This is a genomic window from Paenibacillus sp. B46(2026), assembly GCF_056786355.1.
This window is the reverse complement of record NZ_CM165907.1, coordinates 4,637,036-4,658,452: the sequence shown is the minus strand read 5'-3', so window position 1 is coordinate 4,658,452 and position 21,417 is coordinate 4,637,036. Positions and strand designations below refer to the sequence as shown.

Genomic DNA, 21,417 nt, shown 5'->3' with positions numbered 1-21,417 from the left:
ACTATGTAATGTTGTTCGGAAAGCTTGACAGACAATCGCTGGTGGTCTTTGTTGCCACGAGAGGAAAGTCCGGGCTCCACAGGGCAGGATGCTGGATAACGTCCAGTCAGCGCGAGTTGAAGGATAGTGCCACAGAAATGGACCGCCGATGGCCGGATTTTCCGGCACAGGCAAGGATGGAACCGAGGTGTAAGAGACCCCGAGGAACGCTGGTGACTTCGTTCCTGGTAAACCCCATCTGGAGCAAGACCTAATGGGACACAGTCACCTCTTCGGAGGAGACAGCCTTAGCCCGAGGTGTGTCTAGGTTGGTCGCTTGAGCTGTGCAGCAATGTATGGCCTAGATAGATGATTGTCGCTTCTGGTGGGAGGGTAGTTCCCGTATGAACCACGAAGAGCACAGAACCCGGCTTACGGTAAGCTTTCCTAACTGCAACAACAGCATTACAGTGTAGTCCACCTATCAGTCGAGGACAATCCGTGGGATTCACCGATGACCTGACTGATCAGAAGGACCTATGAAATTTATCACAATCGCATACTTCCTGTTCATGACAGGTCATATAAAATACGGCGGCAGTTCCGAGATTCTCGGTCTGCCGCCGTATTTTTGTTATATCGAGTAGATTCTTCGTGCACTTTTACGTTCTAAGAATGGAAACAGTTGGATGACAGTGAATTACAGTGTAACCACACGGTCAGATTGTAATTCGGCATGCCAGCGCTGAATGGCCCGATCCATTCGTTCCACGGCTTCAGGGAGAAGCTCAGGATCTGTATGAGTAAAGTTGATTCGCATACGGTTCAGCTCTGGTGTGCCCGCATAGAAGGAATCACCTGGGACAATGCACACTTTCTCTTGGATACCGTAAGTGAACAGATTGCTTGCCAGCATGCCTTCAGGCAGTTGCAGCCACAAGAACATGCCACCTTGTGGTGAATTCCACGAGATGCCTTCCCATGATTTGGCTGCCATGAGTGTAGTCAGGGTTTTCATGCGTTGTTCGTAATCCTCTGAAATATGGCGAATATGCGCATCCAGATCGAAAGATTCAAGCAGTGCATGAAGCGCTCTTTGGTCGATGCTGCTGGAGTGCAAGTCCGCGCCTTGCTTGGCTCGTGCTGCTATTTTGACAATATCGGGAGCAGCCAGTATCCAGCCGGTACGAAGGCCTGGTGCTACCGTTTTGGAGAACGTACTGGTGTAGATAACATTGGAAGGGGCACCATAGGAGGCTGCATCCAGTTCTGTGAGAGCAGGGACATCCAATTGTTCCGGATTGAATCGAATTTCGCCATACGGATCATCTTCCAGAATGAGCACACCATACTTGCGGCACAGATCCACAGCTTGTTGTCTTCTTTCTCTCGACCACACTTTACCCGTAGGATTGGAGAACGTTGGGTTGATATAAACAAGCTTTGGACGATGCAGTTGGAGCTGTTCCTCCAGAGATTCAGGCAACATGCCATGATCATCGCAGGCTACGCCGTGAGATTCAGCCTGATAGGAATGGATCACTTGCAGAGCAGCGAGGTAGGTTGGTGATTCAACCAGAACGCGGTCACCCGGGTCGAGAAGGATGCGGCAAACCAAGTCAATGGATTGTTGTGAACCCGTAGTGAGAAGCATGTGGTCTGGTGAAGCGGGAATGCCCTTGGATTCAAGACGCTCGGCAATTTTGGCGCGAAGAGGACGGTATCCTTCAGTCTCCGCATATTGAAGAGCGGCTGCTCCGCTCATAAATACTTTTTCATATGCAACGCGGATGGCTTCCAGCGGGAACGAAGTCTGGGCTGGTAATCCACCGGCAAGTGAAATCATTCCAGGTGCCTGAGCGGCCTGGAGCATGTCGCGAACGACAGAGGACGGGGTGTTTTGTGCCATTTTGGACCAAGGGATACTCATGTTATTCTCATCTCCTGTTATTCACTGTTATACTGATATTATAAACTATATTAGACGGACTGCACTATAACAGTAAAATGAAGATCATAACAGTTAGGGGGAGCACGTATGCATATTGAATTAAAGCGAGGAAGCAGTACCAAATTGTACGTGCAGATTGCGCTAACGATTGCCGATCGCATCAGATCAGGACTCATTGAACCCGGAACCCGACTTCCTTCTGTTCGAAAAATGACCGCCGATCTGGGTGTCAGCCTGGTCACTGTATCCAAAGCGTATGCTGAACTCGAGGCAATTCAATTGATCACCTGCTCCCAGGGTAAAGGTTGTTATGTAAGAGGTACACTGAACATGGATCAGACGGAGGAGCTGGACCGGACGCAGCGGATGAATGGTAATAGTGAATCCAGTACGCCTTGGAATTGGCAGATGGCATTGGTGGATTATTTACCAAGAGCACAACTCTGGAGACATTTTGATACATCACCTCAAGTACGGGTTGAACTTCATATGTCAGCGATTCAGCCTGAACTCTTGCCTACACGCGAGATTATCGACAGTGCCTACCGCCTTTCCTCGGATCATGCAGAGCGTATGGCGGCGTATGGATCTTTTCAGGGAGATCGGGAACTCAGACAGACCTTTGCGGAACATTTTGCCGAGCGTGGACTACAGGTGACACCCGAACGCATGCTGATAACAAGTGGTGCTCAACAAGGAATTGATCTTGTGGCACGGACTTTTGTTGGACCCGGAGATGTAGTGTATATGGAGGCGCCAAGCTATACCGGAGCTATTGATGTGTTTACGAGTAGAGGTGCGAAGATCATTACGGTCCCGATGGACGACGAAGGTATGCGTATCGATCTGTTAACCCGGTTATGTGATACATATCCTCCCAAGTTGATCTATACAATCCCGACCTATCATAATCCAACAGGTATTACGATGAGTGCAAGAAGACGAGCACAGCTCCTGAATCTTGCGCAAAGCTACCACTGCCTCATTCTGGAGGATGACCCGTTTGCAGATCTTTATTTTCGTGACCCTCCCCCCGCTTCCATTAAATCGATGGATGGGACAGGCCACGTTGTGTACATCAAAAGCTTCAGCAAGGTGTTATCTCCTGGTTGCCGTATAGCCTGCGCTATTGCAGACGGAAGTGTATTGACCCGGCTTGTGGCTGCGAAGTCTACGGCGGATTTGGGGAGCCCGCTCCTTACACAGAAGGCATTGCAATCCTTTATTCAGAATCAGTACGGAGTGTATGTATCCCGTTTGAGGGATGAACTGTATTCTCGCTTATGCTTAGCGGCTGAAGTCCTGAAAGAGCATGCTCCTGCGGGGATGCACTGGCATTTGCCGGATGGGGGACTCAATCTGTGGCTTCAACTGCAGGATAACTTGGATATGCGTGAACTTCATCGTCAGTCACTTGCCGCCGGGGTATCTTTCCTGCCGGGTTCCGCCTGTTATGTGGGTGAGACGGATACATCAAGTCTGCGCATTTGCTTCACCGTGACGAGCGCTGAGCTTTTGTGTGAAGGGTTGCGTGTACTGTGTGATGTCATTGACAAAGTTACACCTCAGGAAGGTGGGGCAGTGGCGGACAGGCTACCGCTCATATAATTTTTCGGAGTATGGACATACATCCAATCCACTTTCGACCTGATGCAATAGGTTATAGTACCACCAGAAAGGGAGTTGGTTTTGAAATGAACCATTACTGTCCACCGCTTTGTCCGATCGTATGTGACCCGATTCAGGTTGTTGAGGATTACTACATCCCGCAAATCGTACCTGTAATCCACCCGATTGAAGTGATCAAAAAACATCACTGTGTTCCGATCCACCATCACATGTACCCTGTTGTTGTTAAAGAAGAAGACTCTTGTTATGTATCCAGCCATAATTCGAAGAAAAAATCCGTGAGAAAATCAAGCAAAGCCCGCACAACTTCTCGCAAACGCTAATCGCAGCGGGTGCCCCGGGGAATTGGATATAAACCAAAGAGCAGCGTACGCCCCGGGGCGCAGCTGCTTTTGTATTTTTTACAGATTATCCTTATTACGCTTACTGCGTATACTTTTTCATCGTATTATCCATTTGTTGTCTGACATGCTGGGGCCAGAACTGCAAAGGAGCGCTGTTGCCTGATGCGGCTTGCAGTGCTTTATAGACATCGACTTGCCCATAGCCAAAATACTTATCGTGACCCGGATCACCGAGGTCAATGACACTTTGGCGCATCAGATCCATCACTTCCGTATTCGTTAAATCCGGATTCAATGAACGAATCAATCCTGCAAGTGCTGCTACATGCGGGCTAGCCATGGATGTACCAGACAAAGCTGCATACTGATTGTCCGGATAAGTACTTGCGATACTGGACCCTGGGGCCATCACATCCACATAATCCCCGTAATTGGAATAGGAAGCTTTGCTCATATCCGGGTCCGTAGCGGAAACGGCAAATACCTCCGGATAGGCAGCAGGGTATCCTGGACGCTCGGTATTATCGTTCCCTGTAGCTGCAATCAAGACGATATCCCGGTCAAAAGCGTATTTAATGGCGTCATGAAGAAATTGGGCATCGGCATAATTGCCGAGACTCATATTGATGACTTTGGCTCCATGATCAGCTGCCCAAATAATACCTTCAGCAACGGCATACGTGGTGCCTGAACCCGAGTTGTCCAGTACTTTAACCGGAAGGACCTTGTTATACCAGCTCATACCTGCCACACCTTCATTATTGTTAACAATGGCGCCGATAATCCCTGCGACATGTGTCCCATGTCCCACATCATCCATCGGTTGGCTTCCTGGCTCGACCACATTATAGCCCTCAAGGAGCTTGCCCTTCAGGTCAGGGTGATTCATATCCACACCCGTGTCAACGACTGCAACGATGACATCTTTGTTTCCCTTGGTAATATTCCAACCTCTGTTCGTCTCAATGGCAGGCAGGTTCCACTGATAATCGGAAAACAAAATGTCGTTGGGTATCGTTACATCGGTTTGTTCAGTTACGCTCTCATTGGTTAAATACATGTAGTGGGGTTCCAGATAGAGTGGATTCCATTTACTTTCGAAATAGGTATGCAATTGCTTGTAATCCATGTGTTCTGACCGAAAAACATACGTGTATCCCAGCTTGCGCGCAGATTGCGCTCTTAGATCAGATTTAATGATACGCATATCCCGGTCACCAGGATCTTGCCGAAAGCGGATAACGATTTCATTTTCGTAAAAATGACTGGCATTGGCATTATCATGCCCTGTTTTTACCGTGATTTCATTAAGGGTATCCGGGTGAACAGACTCAATTTTGAACTTGCCTTCACGCGGATATGGGATCATACGCAGATTTTTGCGCTGGTGTTGTTCAACAGCATTCAATACGTTCTGACTGAACAAGGCGATCACAGCTCTTTTACCATCTTTCGAAGGTTGCCCCATCACAAAATATTTTTCTTTTCCCAAGGGGAAAGAAGAGGATTCGAAGCTTTGACGTTTGTTTACCGCTTTTTTGGCAAGGTTCAGAGCATGTTCAAGTTTCTGTTGCTCCAGCTTGCTACCTTGCTTGGATGCCTGATCAAATGGCTTGTTGAATGATCCGTTGGTATCCATGAGATGAATGGATCGAATATGTTTATGCGAACTTTGGAGATCCTTCATGTATTGATTAAACTGCGCAGTATTCATTGTGGAGGTTTTCTCCAGCATGATACTGAGATGCTGTTTGGCATCCATGCGGGTCAGAAGATCTGTTGCTTTGACATCCTGTACTTTCAGTCGCTGTTTGTTCGTGTGCTCTTCATGAGCAGAGTCGGAAAGAGCACTTGGCTTAGGTTCGGGACGATTGGATGTTGGAAGCAGAAGCGTCAGGGCGAGTGCTCCCGCACCAGCTGCTATGGCCCAGTTAATCCATTTCGGTCTGGACATGGGGATGGAACCTCCTTCGTTCATTTTGGACAATCATCAACAGTGCTTCATCATTGTCACTGGTTGTATCTATCGTTAGGATAAGCGGATATTTTTATGCAGGCGAGTTCGAGTCTAACTGCGTATAATAGGCATGTTTGATGGTAGAAACGGAAAGCATGATTAAGGGATACCGCTCGTCATCTTTTTATGGTAGGATTATAGCTGAGAATTCAAAGGTCAGGGGAAAACCACCGTTGGCCGACCTATATGTAAGGACTTATTTAAGGGGGAGCTACCTTTATGTCAGCAGCCAATGTACAGAAAACATGTGAGTCAACTAGGGAAAAGTTAAAGCCGGCTATCGATCGGATTGAAAAATTTTTGAATGAAAATGCCTTGCCTGAACTGGATCAGAATCAGACGGAGGAATCAACAGCCTTCTACAAAGGATTTCTTTCAGATCTCCGTCATTTGCTCGTTTTTTCTGAAGTTTCTTACGAAAAAATTGGCGTTGTGCTGCGTCGTGCCAACTTTGATGTCGATTTTGCCGAAAAGGCTCTTTATAATACGTATCACCAATGCGTAAACAGCTTTTTCTATCCGAAAAATGAATGTTATTCCGAAGACGGAAGATACGCTTACACAGGACAAGATGCCATTCGTTTCCGTGACAAGCCAATCCGTGCAGTACGGGATGTCATTCTTGAGGTTTCCAAAACGTACGAAGAATTGCGTGATGATCTGGCATATTATGAAAGTGACTACCTGACTCAGCGCCGTATGCAAAATCAACGTAATCACGCCTAATTAAAGTTTAAACCTTAATATGAAATTGGACGAAACCGCCCTTGTGGCGGTTTTTTTGTGTCCCCATGTGAGAATCAGACTAAGGCGTGATCATGTCATCATCTGGCATTTTGGCGGAGAATATCGGGTTTGTGGCGGGGAGACAATAGTACTCGAGGTGATAAAAAATGAGCCATGACAAACCTATTGTCAAATGCAGCGTCTCCAACTGCAACTATTGGGGAGAAAACAACTTCTGCCAAGCTGATGCCATCATGATTGACATTGACCAACATGCCACCCGTCGTCTGCATGAAGAATTTGCCGGTGAAACATTTGACTCGGACCACCATGATCATGCACGTACATCCTCTGCAACATGCTGTCACACGTTCAAACCCAAGTGAGCAGTCATTCCTATTCATAACGGAGGTGCTTCCAAATGAAAAATGACGATAATAAGTTTAATTTTAAAGATCGCCCTGAAACCAATGTTGAAGGTGAAAAACAGCGTATGCGTGTCGATTATCCAAGAAAAACACATCGGGAAGAATATGGGGCAGAGGTCGCTCCTCCCACTGTTGTAAGAACTGGAGGCACCGAGCGCTCAGAACAGGTACCTGAGAAGCATGAGGCAGATCGTGTCATGGAGTCAACAGGCAAGGTCGCGGGTTACATGGGACTTGCCTTCGGGATCGCATCTTTGTTCATGTGGTCAATCGTACTTGGACCGGCGGCAGCTGTACTGGGTTACTATGCCTATGTGAATGGTCGGAAAACAGCGGGAGCTTGGTCCATTGGACTGGGTATTGTAGCCACGCTCAGTTATTTTTTCATGATTCCATTCGCTCGCTAGAGTAACAATGTTCATTCAACAGCCTTCTGTTCTCACCCCAATGTGGTGATTTACAGAAGGTCTTTTTTCGTATTTACGCAGGTTAGGCAGCGTGTTTCATTTATTTTTTTGAAAACAATGGAACCTTGCTGTAAAACGATGTAGAATAAGGTCATAATACGCTTAATTATACGGGAGTGGATATAACGCATGCAGATTGATCCACGCGGATCGCGGCAGTTGTTGGAACTGCAATTGTCCAATGTGAATAACCAAACCAATGGATCAGCCCCAGATGCTGGTTCAACAGTGGATTTTGCCAATATGATGGACGGGCTGTTAGGCACAGGTTCCAATTCGACGAACATGACCGGTTCAACCGAAACGGTCTCCAAAAGATCCAGTGATGGTCTGTTGTGGTTGCAACTTGGAAGCACGTACAATCCGGATATGAATACGGCAGGGTCGTCCTCTGTTTCCAATAACATGGTTGAGTCTTTATTATCTTTATCTAATACAGGAATCGTGGATTCCGGTGCATCTGTACCTACGGATTATGAAGCTTTGATTGCGGAGGCAAGCGCCAAGTATGGTGTTCCTGAATCATTGATCAAGGCCGTCATTGATACAGAATCCAATTTTAACCCGAATGTGGTGTCCTCCGCAGGAGCCAAGGGTCTTATGCAATTAATGGATGGCACGGCTGCAGGGCTGGGTGTGAGTAATTCATTTGATCCTGCCCAGAACATTGATGCGGGCACTAAATATCTTTCCCTTCAGCTCCAGCGTTTCGGTGGAGAAGTGAAGATGGCACTTGCAGCATATAATGCAGGACCGGGTCGTGTTTCACGTCTGGGTGTGTCGAGTGATAGCGAACTGATGAGTGTGCTTAACCGTTTGCCTTCAGAAACACAGAATTATATCTCCAAGGTGGAGAATGCACGGTCGAAATATGTGATCTAAACTCACAGATAGACATTTGCGATAACCATTATGGGCAGGATGAGATCAAATGTGGGGACAGTGGCGCTTAAAACCGTCTGTTCCCGGTTGGTCTTTTTGTGTTGTATGTGTATCGTGTTACAATGCTCACTGTAGATTCATGAACGAAGAGATAAGGGAGGTCTAACCTCATTTGAAATATTTTGATTATGCTGCAACCACACCTCCCCATCCCGATGTGGTTCGTACGATCGCTGAAATAATGGAGACACAATTCGGAAATCCGTCCTCCATTCATGGGTATGGAGAGCGCGCCCATCAATTGCTGCGTCGTGCTCGATCCGGCTGTGCTGCGGCAATAGGCGTTAGGCCTGAAGAGATTGTATTCACTTCCGGTGCGACCGAGAGCAATAATCTCGCGATAAAAGGTGCGGCATTACGTTATCAGTCACGAGGCAGACACATCATCACAACGGCTACCGAGCATGCCTCGGTGTATGAAAGTTTTATGCAATTGCAGCAGTGGGGATGGGAAGTGACATTAGTTCCTGTCAATTCCGATGGAGTGGTCAACGCTCAGCAGGTTGTAGACGCGATCAGACCGGATACGGTGCTTGTGAGTCTGATGCATGTAAACAATGAAACAGGGGCCATCCATCCGATTGGAGAGATCGGCAAACAGCTCAAAAAGAAAGCACCACGCGTGCTTTTCCATGTGGATGGTGTGCAAGGGTTTGGAAAAATGGAAGCAGCACCTGCCGCTTGGGGTGCAGATCTGTACAGCCTGTCTGCTCACAAGATCCGTGGACCGAAGGGAGCAGGCCTCCTGTATGTGCGAAGTGGAGTGGAGCTTACGCCATTATTGTCAGGAGGATCACAGGAGCATGGCCTACGGGCAGGCACGGAGAATGTAGCCTTACTGGTAGGTATGGCAAAGGCCATGCGAATGGCAGCAGAAGATCAGGTTGATTTTGCCCGGCGTACAACGGGACTTCGTGATCGATTGATGGAAACGATACGTGCCATTCCTGAATTTCAATTGAACACTCACCAAGAGGGGGCACCTCATATTGTGCACTTCTCCTATCCCGGGATGAAGGCAGAAGTGGCGCTGCACACCTTGGAGCAACTGGGCGTAACCCTATCCACCCAATCGGCCTGTTCTTCACGTTCGGCTGAACCGAGTCGGGCTCTGCTTGCGATGGGCAAAGATACAACTTGTGCTGCTGGCGGATTGCGTATTAGTCTTGGAGATGAACATACAGAAGAAGATGTAGCCGTGCTTGAGCAGGCTTTACATCAGATGGTGGCGCAGTTGCGCCCCCTCGAAAGGCGGATGTGAATGGATATGAAATATGATATGCTGCTTCTCCGTTTTGGAGAATTTATGTTAAAGGGAAAGAATCGTGCCCGATTTGAAAAAACGATCATTACACAGGTAAAAGCCTTACTTAAACCTTATCCTGGAGCGAGCCTTCGAAAAGAATATGGCCGTGTCTATGTGGATCTTGGCGGTGAATCACATACTGAACTGATTAAGGTGCTGAAGCGGGTATTCGGCGTGATGTCGATTAGTCCAGTTAAAGTTACTCCATCCGAGCTTGATGAGATTGTGAAAACGGCAGTTGCGTTTATGGACGAAAGAGAAGATGAATTCAAGGAAGGCACCACATTCAAGGTGAATGTAAGGCGGGTATGGAAGGCGTTCCCGAACTCTTCACATGAAATGAATCATCTGGTGGGTTCCCCGATCCTTCGGAAGTTTCAGCAACTGAGTGTTGATGTTCGTCAACCTGATATTGAACTGCGAGTGGAAATCCGCGAACAGGGTACGTATATTTTCAATGAAACCATTCCGGCAGTAGGTGGGTTTCCTCTTGGTACCAATGGAAAAGCGATGGTACTGTTGTCCGGCGGTATAGACAGCCCTGTTGCAGCATGGTCTTCCATGCGCCGTGGACTGGAAGTGGAATGTGTACATTTCTACAGTTACCCGTTCACAAGCCAGCGTGCCAAAGAAAAAGTGATTGATTTGGCGCGTGCCCTTGCTGATCATGCGGGAACAATCAAGTTGCATCTGGTACCATTTACAGAGATCCAGACCGCATTTACCCAACTGGGTCAGGATAATCTGATTATTACGCTGATGAGACGTTCAATGCTGCGAATTGCATCCAAACTTGCCGAGCGTGAGCGTGCACTTGCATTGATTACGGGGGATAGCCTGGGCCAGGTAGCGAGTCAGACTCTTCCGAGTATGAATGTCATTGGACGTGCGACGGATCTGCCGTTGTTGCGCCCACTGGTTATGATGGATAAACAGGAGATCATCACCCTGTCCAAACAGATCGGAACATATGACATATCTATTTTGCCATATGAGGATTGCTGTACTCTCTTTGTTCCAAAGTCACCTTCAACCAATCCAAATCTTCGAATTGTGGATAAAATTGAATCGACAATGAGCCATCTGCCAGAATGGGTGGATCAAGCGGTGGAACAAACAGAAACGATCACACTGCACGCCGGTGAAACTTATGTGGTAACGAATCAGACAGGTGATAATGGGTTGAAGGATGATTGGTTCTAAACTTAATAAAAATTAGCATGGCTGACATAATAAGGGCTATGTTAACTGCAAAAAAGGACTGTCCGATGTAATATCGTTCAGTCCTTTGCTGTATTCAGAAGAAATTTTTAGATTAGATTAGCCTACGAATAGGAGCGCTGCTGTTCCCCGCCAGATCCCTTGTGGCTGGAACTGCTGGAGCGTTTGCGATAACCTGCAAAGACTACGCCTGCAATAACCACAACGATGAAGAGAATGCGCAATGCCGGATGTTCAGTAAAGTAAGGCAAGAGTCGCTGCTCCTCAGTGATCATATTGGAAGCCGTATACCCGAGAACAATGGCTCCAACATAGATGATCCAGGGAAAGTGATTAATCAGCTTGATAAACAGGGTGCTGCCCCACACGATAATAGGTACGCTGATCAGGAGTCCGAGAATGACAAGCACGAGATGCTGTTGCGCAGCTCCGGCGACTGCAATCACGTTATCTAATCCCATGGCTGCATCCGCGATCACAATGGTACGAATAGCGGTCCACAAGGAAGTTCCCGCCTGAATATCATTGTGTTCATCCCCCTGATCCGCCAATAATTTATAGGCAATCCAGATCAGAAGTATGCCCCCTACAAGCAAGAGCCAAGGAACCTTAAGCAACCATAACACAACAACCGTTGCCAAAATTCGAATCAGAAGTGCACCGCCAGTTCCGTATAAAATCGCCTTTTTCTGCACGGAAGGGTGCAAATTTCGAGCTGCCAGGCCAATGACGATAGCATTGTCTCCAGCCAGAATGAGATCAATAAAGACAACGTTCAACAAAGCCAGCCAGAATGTGGGACTAAATAGCTCCATGGGATATGTCACTCCTTATATACGGTTCAATCATTAAGAATAGCATGGACAACTCTGACATACAAGTTAATGTGGGGGGATGAGGACATGGATACGCTATGGCTGTTAACTGAGATTTTAATGATCAATCTGGTATTGAGTGGAGATAATGCGGTTGTTATTGCCCTTGCCAGCAAGGATCTGCCACCGATACAACGTAAAAAAGCGGTATGGTGGGGAGCTTTTGGTGCGGTGCTGCTGCGCTGTGTATTAACCTTCGTAGCGGTATTATTGTTGGGGATTCCGTTTATACAGGCGGCAGGTGGGCTGCTGCTACTCTGGATTGCAGTGAAGCTGCTGCTTCAGAATGATGATGAAGTACATATTCGAGAAGCTTCTACGACCTGGAAAGCCATTCAAACCATTCTGATTGCCGATTTTGTAATGAGCCTGGATAATGTCTTGGCCATAGCAGCATTGGCAGATGGAGATCTGGCATTGATCGTGATCGGGATTGCGATCAGCATCCCGATAGTCGTCTGGGGGAGCGGGTTAATTGTTGGTTTGTTGAAGCGATTTCCGATTCTGGTATTCGTCGGCTCAGGCATTCTGGCCTTCACAGCGGGTGAGATGGTGATGAAAGATCCAAAGTTAGGAGAATGGCTGGGAGGAATGGCAGCAGAGGCTCACATGCTGCTACCCGCAGCAATGGCTTGTCTTGTGGTCGTAGTTGGAGGCGCACATAAATTTGTGAGGAAAAACGCATAGTTTAATTTTGGAAAAAGCTTGAACATATGAACGTCTAAACCGTCCGGTTTAGGCGGTTTTGTTTTGAGAGAAATCCTCTTGTCAATACAACTCCTATTGAACTAGACATAAGTTGCACATTTTAGGGTAATACAGGTAAAGGGCGCACGCAAAGTGCGACATATAGTATAGTTTTTTGCCGACACATCGGATACACTAGAAGCAGGATTACAGGTTTGGAAATCAACAGTCAGCATGGAATGCGTATCGTTTATTAAGAAATAAAGTACATAGTCATGGTATAAGAGGTGATTGCAGATGAGGATGAGAAATGAAAAAGCGATTGGAATATTTATTGTAGCTGCGGGAATTATTATTCTGCTTGGCAAGTTTGGCGTGTTTGGATTTATTGGTCGTAATTTCTGGCCTTTGCTGATCCTGCTGCCAGGCATCGCCCTTCATGCGTTATATTATGCGCGTATTTCACCATCGTGGTCACTCGTTCCTGCCGGCATACTAACGGTGTATGGTGTTTTATTCAGTATAACGAATACATGGGGCGCTGGACTTATGAGCAGGCTGTGGCCAGCATTCTTGCTAGGGATCGCCATAGGATTACTCGAGTATGGAATGGCTGAACGACGAAGACCGGAATATGTGTTACCTGCAGCTTTGATCCTTGGTGCGGTGTCCATCATATTATTCGGATTTACCTTGCTGCAAACGGGAATAATCTATGTACTTGCTGTCCTTTTGATCTTGGGTGGAGTCTGGTTATTACTTGGACGAGGACGTCAAGGGAGAGGCTGGTAACATTCCCAGTGGTCTTTTCGTGCGAAATATCTTGATTTTTACCTATAATAAACTATAATATAAGGGATATAGACATGCGTCGGGATATCACCGACGCTTATTTTGTGAGTAACCTGCGAAATTGCGGGAAGTTTAAGTAGATATGATTTGAAATTGGAAAGGATATGGATACAAAACATGCATTCAAGAGAACACATTCGCAATATTGCGATTATTGCCCACGTCGACCACGGAAAAACAACACTCGTTGACAAGTTGCTCCAGCAATCCGGTACTTACCGAGATCACGAAACGGTACAGGAGCGCGTAATGGACTCCAACGATTTGGAGCGTGAACGCGGTATTACGATTTTGGCCAAAAACACGGCTATAACTTATAAAGATTACCTGATTAATATTGTGGATACACCAGGACACGCCGACTTCGGTGGTGAAGTTGAACGTATCATGAAAATGGTTGACGGTGTATTGCTCGTTGTTGATGCTTATGAAGGCTGTATGCCACAAACGAAGTTTGTACTTCGTAAAGCACTTGAGCATAACCTGACACCAATCGTTGTTGTAAACAAAATTGACCGTCCAGCGGCTCGTCCGACTGAGGTTATTGATGAAGTATTGGACCTGTTCATTGAACTGGGTGCCAATGATCAACAACTCGAATTCCCTGTTGTGTATGCTTCCGCATTGAACGGAACATCCAGCATGGATAATGATCCTGCCAAACAAGATGACAACATGATGGCGATCTACAATACCATCGTTAGTCATATCCCACACCCTACCGAAAATGTTGAAGAACCGCTTCAATTCCTCGTTACTTTGATGGACTACAATGAATACCTTGGCCGTATTGCCATTGGTCGTGTTAACCGCGGTGTGATCCGTCAAGGACAATCGGTAACGGTTATTATGCGTGATGGTAAGAGCAAAACTGCACGTATCGAGAAACTGTTCGGTTTCCAGGGTCTCAAACGCATTGAGACGGAAGAAGCAGGAGCAGGCGACATCGTTGCCATTGCAGGAATCAAGGACATCAACATTGGTGAAACGATTGCCGACCCTAACAACCCGGAAGCTTTGCCAGTTCTGAAAATTGATGAGCCAACACTCCAAATGACGTTCCTCGTGAACAACAGTCCATTTGCAGGTCGTGAAGGTAAATGGGTAACTTCCCGTAAACTTCGTGAGCGTTTGTTAAAAGAATTGGAAACTGACGTTTCTCTTCGTGTTGACGAAACGGAAAGCCCGGATGCATTTGTCGTTTCCGGACGTGGTGAGCTTCACTTGGGTATCCTGATTGAAAATATGCGTCGTGAAGGATATGAGCTTCAAGTATCCAAACCAGAAGTTATCGTAAGAGAAATTGACGGTAAGAAAACAGAGCCTATTGAGCGCTTGTTGATTGATATCCCTGAAGAGAGCATGGGTTCCGTAATGGAGAGCCTGGGCGCACGTAAAGCAGAGATGGTTAACATGGTCAACACTGGTAGTGGACAAGTACGTCTGGAGTTCCTGATTCCAGCACGTGGTTTGATCGGATACAGCACCAACTTCCTGACTTTGACTCGTGGTTACGGTGTTATGAACCATGCATTTGACAGCTACGCTCCGGTAGTGTCCGGTCAAGTGGGTGGACGTCACCAAGGTGTACTGATCTCAACTGAAACTGGTACATCTACGTTCTACGGAATGATGGGCGTTGAGGATCGCGGTACGCTCTTCCTTGAGCCGGGTACTGAAATCTACGAAGGTATGATTGTTGGTGAACATACACGTGACAATGATATCGTTGTTAACATCTGCAAAGAAAAACAACTGACTAACGTTCGTTCTTCAGGTAAAGATGATACGGTTAAAATTAAAACTCCGATTATCTTCTCGTTGGAACAGGCGCTTGAATATCTGAATGAAGATGAATATTGTGAGATTACACCGAAATCTATTCGTCTTCGTAAGAAGATCCTGAATAAATCCGAGCGTGAGCGTGCAGAAAAACAACGCAAAATGGCTTCTAAAGCCTAATAACAACAAAATAATTTATATAAGTTAGCATTTGATGGAACACATATTTCACCATCGGAGTTGATTACAACCCACTAAAGTAGTGGAGGATACGGAATCGATTCTGTAGGAGCGAAGCGTTCGCCTTTATCCCCGGATTTTACCATTGAAAAATGGATCAAAAAAATCTGGGGATAACAGCGACCAAAAGAACGATCCGATACCGGAACGGTCACCTCCGATGTGTGTTTTATTCAGAGTTATCGAAAGGGTTTCACAATGGTTAACTTATATCCTAGCATGAACACGAAAGGAGATGCCATTGCATGCAAGCATGGTTCGCATCACACCCGATCGTAGCCTACATCGTCATCTTTGTATTGATTACTTACGTATATAACAAGGTGTTTCGGGTACGTCAGAAATTACCACTTGGTAAGGAAATCGTTCTCTATATCTTGATGGCGATGGGCACGTTCATGCTTCTTATTTTTCAGATCGACAAGCTCCCCATCATTCAATGTTTGTTGGTCGCGGTTGGTTTGATGTTGTTAGTAAGAGTGCGTTATTTTATTGAAGGTCGTCAAAAGAAAAAAGCGGAAGCTGCCGCTCGAAACTCATAAATCCTGTCTTTGTACAGACCATCCGTTTTCCTTAGGGAAAGCGGTTGTCTTTTATTTAGACAAAAACAGATGTGATAAAGGTGTTGAAGATATGAACTCGAATTCGAACGGACTGCCTCCACGGAGACAGGCTCCGACGCAATCCGGTGCTTCTGGATCGAAGAATGGCAAGGGTAAGCAACCTAAGAAGAAAAAGAGAATGAATGCTTTTGCCAGAATCCTTTTAAGTCTATTGGTTATTGCCATTGTGGTAGGCGGTGGATATGCGTACTGGGTATACAATCAAGTCGTGGATACAGGCATCGATAAACCGGTACCTCCCGGGATGTCAGCCACAACCAAACCGATCACGATGCTGTTATTAGGCACAGATAACCGTCCGGAAACTGGCACATATCTCTCGGATGTTGTTATGGTGGCTTCGTTGAATCCGGAGACCAAGACGGCAACCATTGTATCTTTGCCCCGAGACACGCGTATTCAACTGGATGGGTACAAATCCAACAAGCTGAACTCCTATTACCCGAGGTTCAAAGCACAGGAAAAAACCACTGGCAAAAATGCAGAGGATCAGATGAAAGAAATGATGGGCAAGTATTTGGATGTAGATATTAATTATACAACCGTCCTGAATTTCCAGGCATTCCGTGATGCTGTCAATGCCGTAGGTGGCGTGGATGTGACTGTGGATAAAAATATGTGTTATCGAGATACGGCCGATGGTACAGATATCAATCTGGTCGCAGGCGCACAACATCTCGATGGTAAAGCAGCACTGGATTTTGTTCGTTACCGCAAATCCAATTGTAATCCAAAGACTGCTGAATCCAATGATTTTGATCGTAACAAACGTCAAAACCAAGTGCTGAACTCCATGCTGGATCAGATGAAATCTCTTGGGGGCATTACGAAGATTAGTAAAGTGATTGGTGCAGTTGACAAGAACATGACGACAGATGTGGAATCGGAACAAATGAAAAACTTTATCTCGACGTATTGGAACATTTCCACCTCGGATGTGCATTATACTCCGGTTACCGGAGAGTGGAGAAGTCCATATGTGTATATTAATGAGACGGAACTCGCCAATGCAAAGCAGGCATTACAAGATACACTTTCAGGTAAAGTAACGACTTCACCTTCAGGCGAATAACCTTCATTCTTTTGGGATTGGAAGCACGTTAATCGGTATGCTATAATAACATAAACCAAGTATAAGAATTGCATAAAGAAGGTTAGGGGGCTGGTTGAATGTCCGAAGCCGTCACACAATTAACTGAATCTCTTTTACAGCAATTCAAGAATGAGACCTTTGTGCTTCTGAGCACGGTGGATGTAGAATCCGGAGGTCCGACTTCAACAGCCATCTCCTGGATTTATGCGGAGAATGCTTCTACTTTTCGTGTGGCGATCGATCATCGTTCCCGTCTGGTGAACAACATGATGACTAATCCGCTCATTACGGTTACTGTCTTTGGAGAAGAGACGGTGTATGCCGTGAATGGACGTGCTGCGGTACGACAAGATCCGCTGCAGGATGTTCCATTTAATATGTGCTGTTTCGACATTACGATTGAAGCGGTGCGGAATGCTCTTTTCTACGGCGCTCAACTGTCTTCTGTGCCTCAATATGTCAAAATATATGATCAGCGTGCTGCTGAGAAATTAGATGAGCAGGTTTTTGCTGCCATGAAAAAAGCCTAGTGAGAGATCACTGGGCTTTTTGTTGTCTTTTGTCCGATGAATGCTGCTGCATTTGTTGCTCCTGATTCTGGTGTTCATCCGGATTTTGACGGACTTTGACGTCTTTTGGGAGTTGTGGAATAATTCGTCCCACCATGTCTGCGAGTTCTGAAGCAAAGCCTGAGATCGGATGCCCTTGTCGAATATGTTCACCAATTTCTTTAATTCGTTCAGTGACATCCGCATCTGCAGTAACAATGGAATCTACACCTTCGGGGTCTTTGCGAAGCGCTTCGGCTACAGCGTACTTAATGGTACCGACCCGAGCACGTTCCAGTTCCCCATCTACATCAATGCCGACTACAGCAGTATTACCAAGGATGACGCAGTTCGCATCTTCAACACCTTCCACTTGCTTGGCAAGGGCTTTAAGGTGACTAATTCGTTTTTCATTCGGCATCCGGCCAGTTTCTTCATCTTCAGCAATGTTCAAGTCATGGACTTCACCCGTATTCTCATTGAGACGGTCCAGACGTGAAGGATTCATCCGATTCTCCTGTACATTGAGCATGTCAGATCCGTTCCTTTGATCTTGCTGAGTTGTTATATTTCCTCCGTAACTTCTTGGATGCGATGTATGTGGCTCCTGTGAAGCACTGCGTGATGAAGTGTTGCAGCCTGTAAGTATACAGATCAGAAGCAGCGTGCCAACCCATTTTTTCATAAATGTTCATCCTTTCTTGGAGTTTTTCAGAATGGTTGACAATTATTTTGCCCTAGTCGAATACATTTATGTATGGGATCATGATTGTCCATGCCGCTGCTGAAAGATCACACTATCCATGCCTTTAACGACGCCGCTTTGGAGGGGATTGAATGAAAAAGATTTTTGTATTGGATACCAACGTGCTTCTGCATGACCCCAATGCCATATTTGCCTTTGAGGAACATGAGGTAATCATTCCCGCGGTTGTACTGGAGGAAATCGACTCCAAAAAAAGAAATGCCGATGAAATTGGGCGTAACGCCCGCAATGTATCCAGACTGTTGGATGGATTACGTGAGATGGGTCACCTGCACAGTGGGGTACCTTTGGCTAATGGAGGTAATCTGAAAGTAGAGCTGAATCATCGGAGTTTTGTGAAAGTTCAGGAAATGTTTGGAGAAGTGTCCAATGATAATCGGATTTTGGCTGTCGCGCTGAATTATCAGATCGAGGAGAATGAAAAGGAAGTCGTCGAGCGTCAGGTGGTGCTTGTCAGTAAAGATGTACTTGTGCGTATCAAAGCGGATGTACTTGGTCTGTTCACACAGGATTACTTATCAGATCGGACGGCAGGACTTAGTGAGTTATACCCAGGTTATACGGCCCTAAAAGTTCATCCGTCAGTGATTGATGAGTTTTACACATATCGTTTTTTACCAATCAAACCGTTACAGTTGTCGTATTCGCTTTATCCGAATGAATTCGTCATTCTCAAGGATGAGATGGGAACCAATAAATCAGCTTTGCTGAAAGTGAATACAGAGGGAACGAAGCTTGAGCCGCTTTTCCTCAGTAATGATAATGTCTGGGGCATTAGCGCTCGTAACGCGCAACAACGTATGGCACTGGAGCTGCTTTTAAATGATGACATCCCGCTGGTTACCATTACCGGTAAAGCTGGAACAGGGAAAACCTTGCTGGCGCTTGCAGCAGGTCTGCTTAAGGTAGAGGATGATCATAAATACAAAAAACTGTTGATTGCTCGTCCTGTCGTTCCGATGGGGAAAGATATCGGTTACTTGCCTGGTGAGAAGGAAGAGAAGCTCCGTCCATGGATGCAGCCGATTTATGATAATCTGGAGTTCTTGTTTGACACCAAAAAAGCAGGAGATATCGATAAAATTCTAATGGGGCTTGGCAGCATTCAGGTGGAGGCTCTAACGTATATTCGTGGAAGATCGATACCTGGACAGTTTATCATTATTGATGAAGCTCAGAATCTGTCCCGCCATGAAGTGAAGACCATTGTATCCAGGGTTGGGGAAGGCAGTAAAATTATTTTGATGGGAGATCCTGAGCAGATAGACCATCCGTATCTTGATTCGGCCAGCAACGGCCTGACGTATATTGTGGAACGGTTCAAGCAAGAGGGAATTAGCGGACACATCATGCTCGAAAAAGGAGAACGGTCCAAGCTGGCACAGCTTGCAGCTGATTTATTGTAAAATATAGGGGATTTATTTCCCGGAAAATGTTGTTATTAAAGCCGGCTCCAGGAGCCGGCTTTTTGCTGAAAAAATAAGTAAGCGTCATTACACAGAACTCGATATGCTCTTATTATGCAAAAATCCGAAAAAGTGTTTTTCGGCAGGGTAGGACAAGAGTACTACTTATTTGTTACAATAATTGCTGCAGGAAAAAACTAGGTGAATGAGGAGGGAAGTTAATGAAGCGTAGACATCAGGTTGTTTTGTTCGCGGTATTGCTGCTTTCGTTAACGATCTTGTCACCGAGTTTTGACTTTAGAGGTTCGCAGCTCAATCAGGAACGCGACCAGGAGAAGGATACCTTCCCGGGTTCTTCGTCCCGTAATGAAGATGCTCAAGCTCCGCTGGAGATTGTAGTCGCCATGTCGGATGAAGAGTTTCAAGCCTTTCAAAAGATAGCCAAAGAAGTTGCTGCTTCCCAGCTGGTAGAGATTAATCTTCGGAATGAGAAGCCGGATACATATAAGCATGTTTTGGATCTTGAATTTTCACTAGGAGAGAACGGTGATGTTGTTCTGCTTGATAGTGAGCAAGTGCAATACTATGCCCAAAAAGGGTACCTGTATCCGTTAAACGGAACAACATTATCGAAGTCACTAGGAGATACGGTAGTTGGGTTACGGGGAATGACTGAGTGGAATGGTTATCAGTGGGGAATGCCTTTTGATTTTGATCCGTACATTCTGGCTGCACAATCTTCATTTCTGAAGAGAGCTGGTCTGGAGTCGTTACCTTACAATAAAGATCAGTGGGTCAAACTTACTCAACAAGCCATTGTGGAAGGCATCCCTTTAATTACAATGAACATCAATGATATGTACGGGACGAATGCGTGGTTGAATCATTTGGAACCGAGGATGGCACCAGATCAAGTTAATCGAACACAAATAGATTCGCAAAAGAGGGATCTCCAGCAGGGGATTCAGTTGATGGATCAGATCCAACCTCATATTATGGTCCAGTCTACCCATCCGAATTTTTCATCAACTGCTAACGAGAATGACACACCGATGGTTGTATCATTGTTATCTCAATTATTAAGTGCAGATCAAGCGAGTGCTGTTGATAAAGATTCTTTGGAGCGGATTTCTTTCGAAACCTTGGAAACTGTAAACTCCAGAAGCCTTGTCATTACTGCGGGTTCGGTTGAGGCAGAGGAGGCCAGCAGATGGATTGAAGGAATGACGTCCGCTACGACACAGTTGAAATGGTACCAACAGGTTAACCGGTTGCCCGCAAAGCAACAGGAACTGGATTTGGAGTCTGAGAAGCTCGCTGGACGTTATGATATGAAAAAGGGACAATCCTGGTTCTCAACAACCCAAGATGTCCCAGCTGTAACGCCTGAAATTCGTGCTTTGATAATCCGTTTTCATAAAAAAGTGCAACAGTTCTTAAAGGGAGAAATTACTGCTAATCAATACGTAGATAGTATCAGAACGACAAACTAACCTTAAGTGCGTGTTCAAAAAGTCTGGTTTTCAGTACCGAGA

General features: G+C 46.0%; 20 protein-coding genes and 1 other RNA gene. 17 read left to right on the top strand and 4 right to left on the bottom strand.

The window, feature by feature from the left end:
* The first annotated feature begins 19 nt into the window (after nt 1–19).
* Nucleotides 20–429, top strand: an RNA gene (gene rnpB / locus AC1S8V_RS20910) — RNase P RNA component class A.
* Between the two features lie 250 nt (nt 430–679).
* Here the strand turns inward: rnpB and AC1S8V_RS20905 are convergent.
* The gene (locus AC1S8V_RS20905; protein ID WP_482070582.1) at nt 680–1,909 is read right to left on the bottom strand and encodes an aminotransferase-like domain-containing protein; all 1,230 of its coding nucleotides are present in this window, start codon (nt 1,907–1,909) and stop codon (nt 680–682) included.
* A 108-nt stretch (nt 1,910–2,017) separates the two neighbouring features.
* On the opposite strand from AC1S8V_RS20905, the gene pdxR reads away from it, so the two are divergent.
* Entirely contained in the window at nt 2,018–3,538 is a 1,521-nt protein-coding gene (gene pdxR / locus AC1S8V_RS20900) for a MocR-like pyridoxine biosynthesis transcription factor PdxR (RefSeq protein WP_482070581.1), read from the top strand.
* Nucleotides 3,539–3,624: 86 nt separating this feature from the next.
* Entirely contained in the window at nt 3,625–3,882 is a 258-nt protein-coding gene (locus tag AC1S8V_RS20895) for a hypothetical protein (RefSeq protein WP_482070580.1), read from the top strand.
* Between the two features lie 100 nt (nt 3,883–3,982).
* Here the strand turns inward: AC1S8V_RS20895 and AC1S8V_RS20890 are convergent, their stop codons facing one another.
* On the bottom strand, nt 3,983–5,857 hold the full coding sequence (locus AC1S8V_RS20890) for a S8 family peptidase (protein WP_482070579.1): 1,875 nt from the start codon (nt 5,855–5,857) through the stop codon (nt 3,983–3,985).
* A gap of 282 nt (nt 5,858–6,139) precedes the next feature.
* Between AC1S8V_RS20890 and AC1S8V_RS20885 the strand changes: the two genes are divergently transcribed.
* From AC1S8V_RS20885 to thiI, 6 genes are all read left to right on the top strand, one after another.
* The gene (locus AC1S8V_RS20885) at nt 6,140–6,646 is read left to right on the top strand and encodes a YpuI family protein (protein WP_482070578.1); all 507 of its coding nucleotides are present in this window, start codon (nt 6,140–6,142) and stop codon (nt 6,644–6,646) included.
* 167 nt (nt 6,647–6,813) lie between these two features.
* The gene (locus AC1S8V_RS20880) at nt 6,814–7,032 is read left to right on the top strand and encodes a DUF1540 domain-containing protein (RefSeq protein WP_482070577.1); all 219 of its coding nucleotides are present in this window, start codon (nt 6,814–6,816) and stop codon (nt 7,030–7,032) included.
* 35 nt (nt 7,033–7,067) lie between these two features.
* On the top strand, nt 7,068–7,481 hold the full coding sequence (locus AC1S8V_RS20875) for a hypothetical protein (RefSeq protein ID WP_482070576.1): 414 nt from the start codon (nt 7,068–7,070) through the stop codon (nt 7,479–7,481).
* A gap of 189 nt (nt 7,482–7,670) precedes the next feature.
* On the top strand, nt 7,671–8,423 hold the full coding sequence (locus tag AC1S8V_RS20870; RefSeq protein ID WP_482070575.1) for a lytic transglycosylase domain-containing protein: 753 nt from the start codon (nt 7,671–7,673) through the stop codon (nt 8,421–8,423).
* Nucleotides 8,424–8,595: 172 nt separating this feature from the next.
* Entirely contained in the window at nt 8,596–9,744 is a 1,149-nt protein-coding gene (locus AC1S8V_RS20865) for a cysteine desulfurase family protein (protein WP_482070574.1), read from the top strand.
* Between the two features lie 6 nt (nt 9,745–9,750).
* Nucleotides 9,751–10,992, top strand: a complete 1,242-nt coding sequence (gene thiI, locus AC1S8V_RS20860) for a tRNA uracil 4-sulfurtransferase ThiI (protein WP_482074538.1) — start codon at nt 9,751–9,753, stop codon at nt 10,990–10,992.
* A 122-nt stretch (nt 10,993–11,114) separates the two neighbouring features.
* Here thiI and AC1S8V_RS20855 read toward each other — a convergent pair whose 3' ends face one another.
* Nucleotides 11,115–11,825: a TerC family protein gene (locus AC1S8V_RS20855; RefSeq protein WP_211080796.1), complete on the bottom strand. Its 711-nt coding sequence runs from the start codon at nt 11,823–11,825 to the stop codon at nt 11,115–11,117.
* 87 nt (nt 11,826–11,912) lie between these two features.
* Here AC1S8V_RS20855 and AC1S8V_RS20850 point away from each other — a divergent pair, with 87 nt between their 5' ends.
* The 6 genes from AC1S8V_RS20850 to AC1S8V_RS20825 all read left to right on the top strand — a co-directional run bounded on the left by AC1S8V_RS20850 (nt 11,913) and on the right by AC1S8V_RS20825 (nt 17,692).
* Nucleotides 11,913–12,572, top strand: coding sequence for a TerC family protein (locus AC1S8V_RS20850; RefSeq protein ID WP_482070573.1), 660 nt, complete (start codon nt 11,913–11,915; stop codon nt 12,570–12,572).
* A gap of 297 nt (nt 12,573–12,869) precedes the next feature.
* Nucleotides 12,870–13,364, top strand: a complete 495-nt coding sequence (locus tag AC1S8V_RS20845) for a hypothetical protein (protein ID WP_482070572.1) — start codon at nt 12,870–12,872, stop codon at nt 13,362–13,364.
* Between the two features lie 177 nt (nt 13,365–13,541).
* A complete protein-coding gene (typA, locus tag AC1S8V_RS20840; protein ID WP_482070571.1) occupies nt 13,542–15,386 on the top strand; it encodes a translational GTPase TypA in 1,845 nt (614 codons plus the stop codon).
* Between the two features lie 305 nt (nt 15,387–15,691).
* Nucleotides 15,692–15,988: a YlaH-like family protein gene (locus tag AC1S8V_RS20835; protein WP_036614990.1), complete on the top strand. Its 297-nt coding sequence runs from the start codon at nt 15,692–15,694 to the stop codon at nt 15,986–15,988.
* A gap of 91 nt (nt 15,989–16,079) precedes the next feature.
* Nucleotides 16,080–17,141: an LCP family protein gene (locus AC1S8V_RS20830; RefSeq protein ID WP_482070570.1), complete on the top strand. Its 1,062-nt coding sequence runs from the start codon at nt 16,080–16,082 to the stop codon at nt 17,139–17,141.
* A gap of 98 nt (nt 17,142–17,239) precedes the next feature.
* Nucleotides 17,240–17,692, top strand: coding sequence for a pyridoxamine 5'-phosphate oxidase family protein (locus tag AC1S8V_RS20825; protein WP_482070569.1), 453 nt, complete (start codon nt 17,240–17,242; stop codon nt 17,690–17,692).
* Nucleotides 17,693–17,699: 7 nt separating this feature from the next.
* Here the strand turns inward: AC1S8V_RS20825 and AC1S8V_RS20820 are convergent, their stop codons facing one another.
* Complete coding sequence (locus AC1S8V_RS20820; RefSeq protein WP_482070568.1) at nt 17,700–18,395, bottom strand: YhcN/YlaJ family sporulation lipoprotein; 696 nt, start codon at nt 18,393–18,395, stop codon at nt 17,700–17,702.
* 152 nt (nt 18,396–18,547) lie between these two features.
* Between AC1S8V_RS20820 and AC1S8V_RS20815 the strand changes: the two genes are divergently transcribed.
* Both AC1S8V_RS20815 and AC1S8V_RS20810 read left to right on the top strand, forming a co-directional pair.
* Nucleotides 18,548–19,882 (top strand): PhoH family protein, encoded by a 1,335-nt coding sequence (locus AC1S8V_RS20815; protein WP_215077530.1) that lies wholly within the window; start codon nt 18,548–18,550, stop codon nt 19,880–19,882.
* Nucleotides 19,883–20,103: 221 nt separating this feature from the next.
* Nucleotides 20,104–21,375 (top strand): extracellular solute-binding protein, encoded by a 1,272-nt coding sequence (locus AC1S8V_RS20810; RefSeq protein WP_482070567.1) that lies wholly within the window; start codon nt 20,104–20,106, stop codon nt 21,373–21,375.
* Nucleotides 21,376–21,417: the final 42 nt, after the last annotated feature.